This window comes from Pseudorhodobacter sp. (assembly GCF_030452865.1).
Lineage (GTDB): Bacteria > Pseudomonadota > Alphaproteobacteria > Rhodobacterales > Rhodobacteraceae > Pseudorhodobacter.
In genome coordinates this window covers 1-9,224 of sequence record NZ_JAKDLJ010000113.1, presented here as the reverse complement: position 1 = coordinate 9,224, position 9,224 = coordinate 1, and the positions used below count along the sequence as shown (strand labels likewise).

The 9,224-nt window shown below is 61.3% G+C and carries 8 protein-coding genes and 1 pseudogene; 2 read left to right on the top strand and 7 right to left on the bottom strand.

The features are described 5' to 3' along the window. Positions 1 to 17: 17 nt before the first annotated feature. From L0H65_RS08755 to L0H65_RS08740, 4 genes are all read right to left on the bottom strand, one after another. Positions 18 to 1,052, bottom strand: coding sequence for a GDP-mannose 4,6-dehydratase (locus tag L0H65_RS08755; RefSeq protein ID WP_301458491.1), 1,035 nt, complete (start codon positions 1,050 to 1,052; stop codon positions 18 to 20). Continuing rightward, positions 1,042 to 2,028, bottom strand: coding sequence for a UDP-glucose 4-epimerase GalE (gene galE, locus L0H65_RS08750; protein WP_301458490.1), 987 nt, complete (start codon positions 2,026 to 2,028; stop codon positions 1,042 to 1,044). Before galE ends, L0H65_RS08755 begins: the two co-directional genes overlap by 11 nt. 258 nt (positions 2,029 to 2,286) lie before the next feature. Beyond that, positions 2,287 to 3,204 (bottom strand): DMT family transporter, encoded by a 918-nt coding sequence (locus tag L0H65_RS08745; protein ID WP_301458489.1) that lies wholly within the window; start codon positions 3,202 to 3,204, stop codon positions 2,287 to 2,289. 39 nt (positions 3,205 to 3,243) lie between these two features. Further along, positions 3,244 to 3,849 carry a LysE/ArgO family amino acid transporter gene (locus L0H65_RS08740; RefSeq protein ID WP_301458488.1) on the bottom strand — a complete coding sequence of 202 codons (606 nt, stop codon included), beginning with the start codon at positions 3,847 to 3,849 and terminating at the stop codon, positions 3,244 to 3,246. A 196-nt stretch (positions 3,850 to 4,045) separates the two neighbouring features. Between L0H65_RS08740 and L0H65_RS08735 the strand changes: the two are divergent. Together L0H65_RS08735 and L0H65_RS08730 are read left to right on the top strand one after the other, a co-directional pair. After that, a pseudogene (locus L0H65_RS08735) lies at positions 4,046 to 4,951 on the top strand (LysR family transcriptional regulator ArgP); the annotation flags it as partial. 32 nt (positions 4,952 to 4,983) lie between these two features. Beyond that, complete coding sequence (locus tag L0H65_RS08730) at positions 4,984 to 6,123, top strand: MFS transporter (protein ID WP_301458487.1); 1,140 nt, start codon at positions 4,984 to 4,986, stop codon at positions 6,121 to 6,123. A 108-nt stretch (positions 6,124 to 6,231) separates the two neighbouring features. On the opposite strand, the gene L0H65_RS08725 is transcribed toward L0H65_RS08730, so the two are convergent. From L0H65_RS08725 to L0H65_RS08715, 3 genes are all read right to left on the bottom strand, one after another. Next, positions 6,232 to 6,978 carry a YebC/PmpR family DNA-binding transcriptional regulator gene (locus tag L0H65_RS08725; RefSeq protein WP_301458486.1) on the bottom strand — a complete coding sequence of 249 codons (747 nt, stop codon included), beginning with the start codon at positions 6,976 to 6,978 and terminating at the stop codon, positions 6,232 to 6,234. Positions 6,979 to 7,060: 82 nt separating this feature from the next. Beyond that, positions 7,061 to 8,839: an SLC13 family permease gene (locus tag L0H65_RS08720; RefSeq protein ID WP_301458485.1), complete on the bottom strand. Its 1,779-nt coding sequence runs from the start codon at positions 8,837 to 8,839 to the stop codon at positions 7,061 to 7,063. A 68-nt stretch (positions 8,840 to 8,907) separates the two neighbouring features. Continuing rightward, positions 8,908 to 9,224, bottom strand: a 317-nt coding sequence (locus L0H65_RS08715; protein ID WP_301458484.1) for a YmdB family metallophosphoesterase, incomplete at its 5' end; no start/stop codon positions are given.

Genomic DNA, 9,224 nt, shown 5'->3' with positions numbered 1-9,224 from the left:
TTCACAGAGAAGATATCTCAGCAGGCGTAATAGTCGCGATACCAATCCACAAAACGGCTGACACCTTCACGCACATCGGTTTGTGGCCGATATCCGGTCAATCGGTGCAGCAGGCTGGCATCGGCCCAGGTGCGCGGCACATCGCCGGGTTGCATTGGCAGCAGGTTGCGGGCGGTTTTCATGCCGAGGCTGTCCTCGATGGCTGCAATGAATTCAGTCAGCCTGACCGAAGTTGAATTGCCGATATTGACCACGCGCCAGGGTGCGACCGGTGACAGGCTGTCCCCTTCGGGGGGGATGCCGTCTGCCGGACGTTCCGGGACCGCGTCCATCAGCAAGCGGATGCCGCGCACCAGATCCTCGACATAGGTGAAATCGCGGTACATCTCGCCATGATTGTAGACATCAATCGGCCGACCCTTCAATGTCGCCTCGACGAATTTGTAGAGCGCCATGTCGGGGCGGCCCCACGGCCCGTAGACCGTGAAGAAACGAAACATCGTGACCGGCAGGCCGTGAATATGCGCATAGGCGTGCGACATGGTTTCATTGGCTTTCTTCGTCGCGGCATAGAACGACATCTGCGTATCGGCCTTGTCGTTTTCACTATAAGGCACCAGCGCGTTCGCGCCATAGACCGAGGAGGTCGACGCCATCAACAGATGCCGCACTCGCAGCCTGCGCGCCGCTTCCATCACATTGAACGCGCCGATCACATTGCTGTCGAGATAGGCGCGCGGGTTTTCGATGCTGTAACGCACGCCCGCTTGCCCCGCGAGATGGATGATCATATCCGGCGCGAAATCATCGGCCACGAGGTCGAACAGCGCCTGATCCTCCAACATGCCCGTGGTTGTGGTGAAATCCGGGCTTTGCAGCAAGACCTGTTGGCGCCGCTGCTTCAGCGTCACATCATAGTAGTCGGTCATGCCGTCGTAGCCGTGAACCACCATCCCCTCGCGCAGTAGCAGCCGTGCCAGATGGAACCCGATGAAACCGGCTGTTCCGGTAATCAGCACCCGCATCGGCGGCTTCGCGGCGTCACTTGTCATAATGCCCCACCCCATGCCAACGCCAGGCGTCGGCAATCATTTGCGGCAGGGTTGAGCGGGTTGGGGCCCAGCCCAACTCCTCCACCGCGCGAGCAGAGCCGGAGACCAGACGCATCGCATCGCCCGGCCTGCGCGGGCCATCATGCACCGGCACCGGCAGATTGGTCACGACGCGCGCCTGATCCACAACCTGCCGCACCGAGAAACCGGAGCCAGTTCCAAGGCAGAAGACGCGCGCGGGGTGGCCTGCCTCCAGCCAGCGCAGCCCAAGCACATGCGCATCCACGAGATCGGAGACATGGACATAATCACGGATGCAGGTGCCATCCGGGGTCGGATAATCGGTTCCGTGCAGGGTCAGTGCCGCCCTTTTGCCGCTGACGACATCGAGCATCAGCGGGATCAGGTGGGTTTCCGGCTGATGGTATTCCCCTACGTCGGCGTCCGGATCGGCACCGGCGACATTGAAGTAGCGAAAGATCACGCTGCGCAAACCATCGGCGGTGCCGAAATCGCGCAACATCTCCTCAATCGCGCGCTTGGACGAACCATAGGGGTTGCTCGGGCGTTGCGCGGTGTCTTCCTCCAGCACCACTCCATCCTGATCGCCGTAAGTTGCACAGGTGGAGGAAAACACGAACTCCAGACATCGCGCCGCCACCGCCGCTTCAATCAGATTCAGCGAGCCACCCACATTGACGCGCCAATAGTCGCCGGGCCGGGTCACGGCTTCGCCGACCTCGCTCAGCGCCGCGAAATGGATGACCGCCACAGGTTGCCATCTGGCAAACACTGCATCAAGCCGCGCGCGGTCCAGCAAGTCGCCACGCTCGAACGGGCCGAACTTGACAGCATCCTCCCACCCCGTCGCGAGGTTGTCATAGGTGACGGGTACATATCCAGCCGCGCGCAACGCTTTACAAGCATGGGACCCGATGTATCCCGCGCCACCTGTTACCAGAACATTCTTTTGCATCAGAAACCCACAACTCCGTCGTCACCCGCGGTGGTCAAGGCCCTGCCCCGAACCACCGCGGCGCGTTTGGCACAGGGTCCGCTTTTTGGAACCCGAAAGTCAAGCACCCCGCAACGGCAATTGCCGGCTTTTCTGCGCTGACGCCTCGCGCTTCCGGTTCTTCGCGCGCGGTTGTTTTCGCATCTGCCGCTCGTCTCAAAGTGCAGATCAAAGTGCAGACTTTTCGGAGAGAAATCGCCGCTGACCGCTGCAAATCGGCTAGAACTTCCCCGCCTGTCCGCCGGGCGTCACGGCACGCCGCTTCATCTGTGCCTCGCGCCAGGTGATATAGCTGACCGCGCCGATGATCACCGCGCCGCCCGTCAACACATACGGGTCAACCCCTTCGCCAAACACCAGGGCACCCAGCATCGTAGCCCAGACCAGTTGCAGGAACGTCACTGGTTGCGTCACCGAGATCGGGGCCACTGCAAAGGCGCGGGTCATGCAGTAATGACCCGCAGTTGCCGCCACGGCCACCAGCGCGAGCGAGCCCACTTGCAGCAGGGTCATCGGCACCCAGGACCAAAGCGCAAACGGCAAGAGCCCCATACTCACCAGCACCGACAGGATCCCCACCACCGCTCCGGCAGGCATCTCACCGCTCAACCGCTTGGCGAAAAGATAGGAGCCTGCGAAACATACGGCAGCGGCAAGCTGCGACCAATGGCCCGGCGTAATCTCCCGCACACCGGGTCGCAGCACGATCACCGCGCCGATGAGCGCGACACCAATCGCGATCAACCGCCGCGCGGCCAGCTTTTCACCAAAGAACAACGCGGCCCCAAGCGTCACGCAAACCGGGTTCAGATACCCGATGGCCGTCACCTCCGCCAAGGGAATACGCGCCATGGCATAGAACCACAGCACGACCGCCACGGTATGGACGGCCCCGCGCATCCCGATCACCTTGGCAAGCCCGTGCGGCACGCCTACCCGCCACAGGGTCAGCAAGGATGGCGCCAGAATGACCACCCCCCAGGCAAAACGCAAAAACGCCGCTTGCACCGCAGGCAAATCTGTCCCCAGATAGCGCACAATCGCAGTCACGACGACAAACGACAGGCCAGAGGCGAGCATCCACATAACCCCCAGAACGGGCTGCGATCGTGGTTTGGGGCGCGAAGATTCGGTCATGGTGCCAAATGGGCAGAGCTTTCGCGACGGCGCAAGGGGTTAAGCGCCGAACGCCAGCGCCGCCGCGATTGCCCACATCGTCGCGCCGACCAGCACCTCCAGCACAACCCAAGCGCGCGGGCGCGCCATCACTGGGGCCAACAGTCGTGCGCCAAATCCCAACGCAGTGAAGAAACAGGCAGAGGCAGCCACGGCACCCACGCCGAAAACCGCAGCATAGGGCGCGTATTGCGCCGAAATCGCCCCGATCAGCACCAAAGTATCCAGATAGACATGCGGGTTGGCCCAGGTCAGCAAAAGGCAGACGGACAGCACTTTGCTCAGCGACGCAGGCGCTTGCCCCGTCGGTCGCAACGCCTCTCCGCCCTGCCACGCGGCGCGAAACCGCATCGCACCATAGATCAGCAGGAAAGCCACCCCGGCCCAGAGCATCGCATCACCAAGCCACGGCACCCGCGCCGAGACAGCACCGAAACCGGCAATTCCCGCAGTCATCAGTACCGCATCAGAGGCGGCACAGACCAGCACAACCCAGCCCACATGCTCCCTACGGATGCCTTGCCGTAGCACAAAAGCGTTCTGCGCGCCAATGGCCGCAATCAGGCTGAGCGATACCAGAAACCCTGAAACCAGCGCCTCGATCATACTGAAAACACCACGCTGGTCGCCCCTGCCAAAACGTTCGAAGCAAGCGCCGCATGGATCGCGCCGGACAACCATATCGTACAGCAAGACATCGCCATCACCTCCAGACTACTCCTTGACATATCGACAAACCCTCACTTCAATCAAATTTATTTTTCTCACTATAAGTTAGCAAAACTAATGGTTTGATCACCGCCAGCTCGCCGCCCTTGCCGCCATTCACCGCCGGGGCTCGCTTGATCTCGCCGCCGCAGCTCTCGGCGTCACCCCTTCCGCAATTTCCCAACGGTTGAAATCGCTGGAGGAACACGTGGGGGCGACCCTCATCCAGCGTGGACAACCCTGCATCGCAACCGATCCCGGCCTTCGTCTGATCCGTCACCATGAGGAGGTGATGCTGCTGGAATCTGCGGTGATCGACAGCCTGCCAAGACCGGCCACCACAATCCGGATTGCCGTCACCGCCGACAGCCTTGCCACCTGGATCATGGCGGCGCTGGCCGCAACCGAAGGCATGTTGTTCGATCTGATCATCGACGATCAGGACCACAGCCAGGATCTTCTGCGCCGCGGAGAAGTCGCCGCCGCCATCACGTCCCATCCCGGACCATTGCAGGGCTGTGATACAATCCCGCTTGGCGCGCTGCGCTACCGCGCAACCGCCTCCCCCGCTTTCATGGCGCGTTGGATGCCCGACGGTGCCAATGCCGCAACCCTGGCAAAAGCACCCGCGCTGACGTTTTCAGACAAGGACCGCTTGCAGCGCGACTGGATCACCGCACAGATCGGCGCGCGGCTCAGCTTCCCAACGCATCGCATCGCTTCAAGCCAGGCCTTTGTCGACGCAGCCGTTCTGGGGCTTGGCTGGGGCATGAACCCAGACCTGCTGACCACGGCGCATCTGCGTTCGGGCGCTTTGGTGGAGGTGATCGCGGACAGCCCGCTCGACGTGCCGCTTTATTGGCAATTCACGAGGTTGACCGCACAGGCGCTGGTGCCGCTGACCCGTGCCATCCAAAACGCCGCGACGCACGCACTGGCCGCAGTGCCCGGAATGTCCCGCAGCATTTCTGTCGCTGTTGCTCCCGGCGAGATTTCCTGAAATATCAACAGCCAGCAGACCACAGGTTTCCGATGCCCGATCTCCGTTCCCCGCGCCTTGCCGTCATCGCAATGTTCATCCTGAACGGTGCACTTCTCGGCATCTGGGCCTCGCGTATTCCCGCCATTGCGGATGCGCATGGCCTGACACCAAATCTGCTTGGCTTGCTGCTTCTTTGCCTTGCCGCCGGGGCGATCACCTCGTTCCCGCTTGCGGGGCGCGCGGTTGACCGGTTTGGTGCGGCATCCGTCACCCGCATCATCGCCGTTGCCTACTGCGCCGCGCTGGTGACACTTGGCCTTGCGCCAAACCTGCCTCTGCTGGCGCTTTGCCTTTTCCTGTTCGGCATGGCGCATGGCTCCATGGATGTCTCGATGAATGTCTGGGCCGCCGAGGTCGAAAAAGCGGCGGGCAAGCCGATCATGGCGTCATTTCACGCAATGTTCAGCCTCGGCGCCGGACTGGCGGCTGCGATGGGATATTTCGCGATCAAAGCCGGAACCAGCGTTCCCACCCATTTCGCGCTGGCAAGCCTGCCGCTCGGGGCCATCAGCCTCGCCATCGCCTCCGCCCCATGGCACTCGGCGCGCAGCATAGCCAGAAGCGACGGCATCTTCGCGTTTCCGAAAGGCGCATTGGTGTTTGTCGGCTTGGTCGGCTTTGCCGCCGCGATGGGCGAAGGCGCTGTGGCCGATTGGGGCGCGGTGTTCCTGAACCGCAGCCTCGGCACAACGGAGGCGCTCGCAACCTTCGGCTATTCCGCCTTCTCCGTTGCGATTTTCGTGATGCGGATGCTCGGCGACCGGATCATCCGCCGCTTCGGCTCCACCCGCGCCGCCCGGCTCTCCGGTGCGATCGCGTTGGTCGGCGTTGTGATCCTTACGACCAGCACCGGCTTGCCCCAGGCGTTGACCGGCTTTTGCCTGATGGGATTTGGCTATGCGATCCTGTTCCCGCTCGCCTTCTCCCGCGCTGCCGCTGACCCGCTGATCTCCCCCGGTCGCGCCATCGCGTCCGTTGCAACACTCGGCTATGGCGGGCTGCTGCTCGGCCCCCCGGTGATCGGCTTCATCGCTGAGGCAACCTCGCTGCGCGCCGCCTTGCTGTTGCTGGCGCTCTTGGCCGCGATGATTATCGCTCTCGCACCGCATCTGCAAAAACCCGCCATTTGATCGCTCAATCTTCTCTGCAAAAATATCCAAACCCTACCGCCGACAATCAAAAACCCCCGGTCGCAAAACCGGGGGCTTGATTTTTCGACAAAAAGTCGGATCAAGCGATCAGGCGTCGAGCAGTGCCGCGACATCTTCCGGGATGTCGAAATTCGCGGTTACGGTCTGCACGTCATCGTCTTCTTCCAACGCATCAATCAGCTTCATCAGCTTGGTCGCGGTTTCCAGATCCACCTCCGTCCGCGTTTGCGGCCGCCAGATCAGCTTTGCCTCCGACGACTCGCCCAACGCTTTCTCCAACGCCTCCGACACCTCGTTCAAAGCGGTATCCGCGCAATAGATCCAGTGCCCCTCCTCATCGCTTTCAACATCGTCCGCCCCGGCCTCCAACGCCGCCATCATCACGGTGTCGGCATCCCCTGCCTCAACCGGGTAGGTCACTTCGCCAACGCGGTCGAACATGAAGGAAACCGACCCGGTGGTGCCAAGGTTGCCACCATGCTTGGTGAAATAGCTGCGCACATTCGACGCAGTGCGGTTGAGGTTGTCGGTCATTGTCTCCACAATCACGGCGATACCGTTGGCCCCGTATCCCTCATAGCGCAATTCGGTATAATCCGCAGCATCCCCGGTCTGCGATTTCTTGATCGCGCGGTCGATCACATCCTTCGGCATCGAGAGCGATTTCGCCGCTTTCACCGCAAGTCGCAGACGCGGGTTCTTATCGGGATCAGGCTCCCCCATCTTCGCCGCCACGGTGATTTCCTTGGACAGTTTGGAAAACATCTTGGAGCGCAGCTTGTCCTGCTTGCCCTTGCGATGCTGGATATTCGCCCATTTGGAATGGCCTGCCATGAGCCCGGTCTCCGCTAAGAAAAATCGCTGATGCTGCCCTATACACAGGGCCAGCCCCGGTCCGCAAGCCCGCGCAATCGGATCAGAACGGGAAAAAGAACGGGATCAACGTGCTCATCACCAGCATCATCAGCAAATTCAACGGCACACCGATGCGCAGGAAGTCGGTGAACCGATACCCCCCGGGCCCGTAGACCAGCGTATTGGTCTGATAGCCGATCGGCGTCGAAAAACTGGCCGACGCCCCGAACATCACCGCCACCACCAGCGGCCTCGGATCAACGCCGAGAGAGGTGCTAAGCCCGATCGCAATCGGCGTCAGGATCACCGCAACCGCATTGTTGGACACCAGTTCAGTCAGCACCGAAGCAAGCCCGTAAACCGCAAAAACCATCACAAACGGCGGCAAACCCAGCAAAAATGGCGATATCGCATCGACCATCAGTTTCACCGCGCCGGAATGGTCAAGCCCCATCCCCACCGCCAGCATCGAAAAGATCAGCGCCAGCAACCGGCCCTCGATGAAGCCGAACGCCTCATCCGCATCAATACAGCGCGTCACCAGTACAATCGCGACGCCGATCATCGACAGAATGACAATCGGCGCGATGTTCAGCGCCGAAAGCCCGACAACCCCGGCCAGAACTGCAATGACAATCGGCGCGTGACCGCGACGAAACGCGCGTTCCGACGGATGGGCGATATCGACCAGATCCATATCCTGCGCCAGCCGTTGAATATCCGCCGTGGCCCCTTCGATCAGCAACGTATCCCCGACCTGCACCACAAGGTCATCCAGTTGCCGCCCTATATTCTGGTTCCGCCGATGCGCGGCCAGCGGATAAACCCCATAGCGCCGCCGCAGCCGCAGCGCGCCCAGAGAGCGACCGACCATGCCGCACCCCGGTGTGATCAGCACCTCCACCGTTTCGGTCTGCACCGAAGACAACTTGTTGAGATGCCGCAAATCCTTGCTGTTCTGCAAGGCAAGCACCTCTGACATCGGGGTGCGCAACACGACCCGATCCCCGGCCTGCAACTCCACCGCCGCCAGAGCACGGCGCAAACTGGCGTCACCACGCAATACGTCGATCACCCGCATCGAATCGCGTTTGAACAGTTCAACATCCATCACCTTCTGTCCGATCAGCGTGGACTCCTCCGGCACCGCCACTTCGGTAAAGAACTTCATCGCGGATTTGTTGCCGAGCAGCATTCCCAGGCTATCGCGGTCCGGCAGCGCCTTGCGGGCAAACAGGAACAGATAGGTCACACCGACCAGCGACATCACCACCCCAAGCGGCGTGATTTCAAAAATTCCGAAAGGTTCCATCCCCATCTGGCGACCGACCCCATCGACAAGCAGGTTTGTCGAGGTGCCGATCAGGGTGATCGTTCCGCCGAAAATCGCCAGATAAGACAGCGGAATCATGACTTTGGAGGCAGACATCTTCAGCTGGCGCGCCAATTGCATGAACACCGGGATCATCACGACAACGATGGGCGTGTTGTTCATGAAAGCAGACATCAGGATGATCGCAACGGTCAACATTGCAAGCGTCACTGCCGGTCGCGCCTCCACATTGCGCACCGCAAGCCGCGTCACCCAATCCAGCGCACCGGTCCGCACCAAAGCCCCCACGATTACGAACATCGCCGCAATCGTCCAGGGCGCATGGTTCGACAGCACCGAAAGCGCATCCTCCTGCGGTAAAATCCCCAGGATCAGCATCAGCGCCGCCCCGGCAAGGGCCGTCACCTCCACCGGGAACACCTCGCGCACAAACAGCGCGAGCATGCCAAGCAGGATGGCGATTGCCAGCCAGGATTCCACCGTCTGCGAAAATTCAAAGCCGAACATGGCGCATCTGCCCTTCAAGGATGGAGATCAATCTAGCCCGCCCGGCGCGGTCGACGACAGGAAATTTCTCAGCCCACCGGTCCGGGCCGCGCTTCCTGCAACCGCCCGCCGATGCGGATCATTGATATGCGGACCGCGCGGCCCGTCTGGTCGTCGGTTTCAACATAGACGCCCGACAGGGTGGCAGTCCCGGCCGCAGGTTCAAACCGCGCCTTCGGCATACCGGTGATGAAACGCCGCATCGGTTCCAGCTTTTCCATGCCGATCACGGAATCATAATCGCCGCACATGCCCGCATCGGTCAGATAGGCGCAACCTTGCGCCAAAATCTGCGCATCCGCCGTTGGCACATGGGTATGGGTGCCGACGCACAGGCTCGCCCGCC

Excerpts from the sequence above, each read along its gene's own strand:
- L0H65_RS08740 (WP_301458488.1), bottom strand. The coding sequence starts at position 3,849 with ATGATCGAGGCGCTGGTTTCAGGGTTTCTGGTATCGCTCAGCCTGATT.
- L0H65_RS08720 (WP_301458485.1), bottom strand. The coding sequence starts at position 8,839 with ATGTTCGGCTTTGAATTTTCGCAGACGGTGGAATCCTGGCTGGCAATC.
- L0H65_RS08725 (WP_301458486.1), bottom strand. The coding sequence starts at position 6,978 with ATGGCAGGCCATTCCAAATGGGCGAATATCCAGCATCGCAAGGGCAAG.
- galE (WP_301458490.1), bottom strand. The coding sequence starts at position 2,028 with ATGCAAAAGAATGTTCTGGTAACAGGTGGCGCGGGATACATCGGGTCC.
- L0H65_RS08755 (WP_301458491.1), bottom strand. The coding sequence starts at position 1,052 with ATGACAAGTGACGCCGCGAAGCCGCCGATGCGGGTGCTGATTACCGGA.
- L0H65_RS08730 (WP_301458487.1), top strand. The coding sequence starts at position 4,984 with ATGCCCGATCTCCGTTCCCCGCGCCTTGCCGTCATCGCAATGTTCATC.
- L0H65_RS08745 (WP_301458489.1), bottom strand. The coding sequence starts at position 3,204 with ATGACCGAATCTTCGCGCCCCAAACCACGATCGCAGCCCGTTCTGGGG.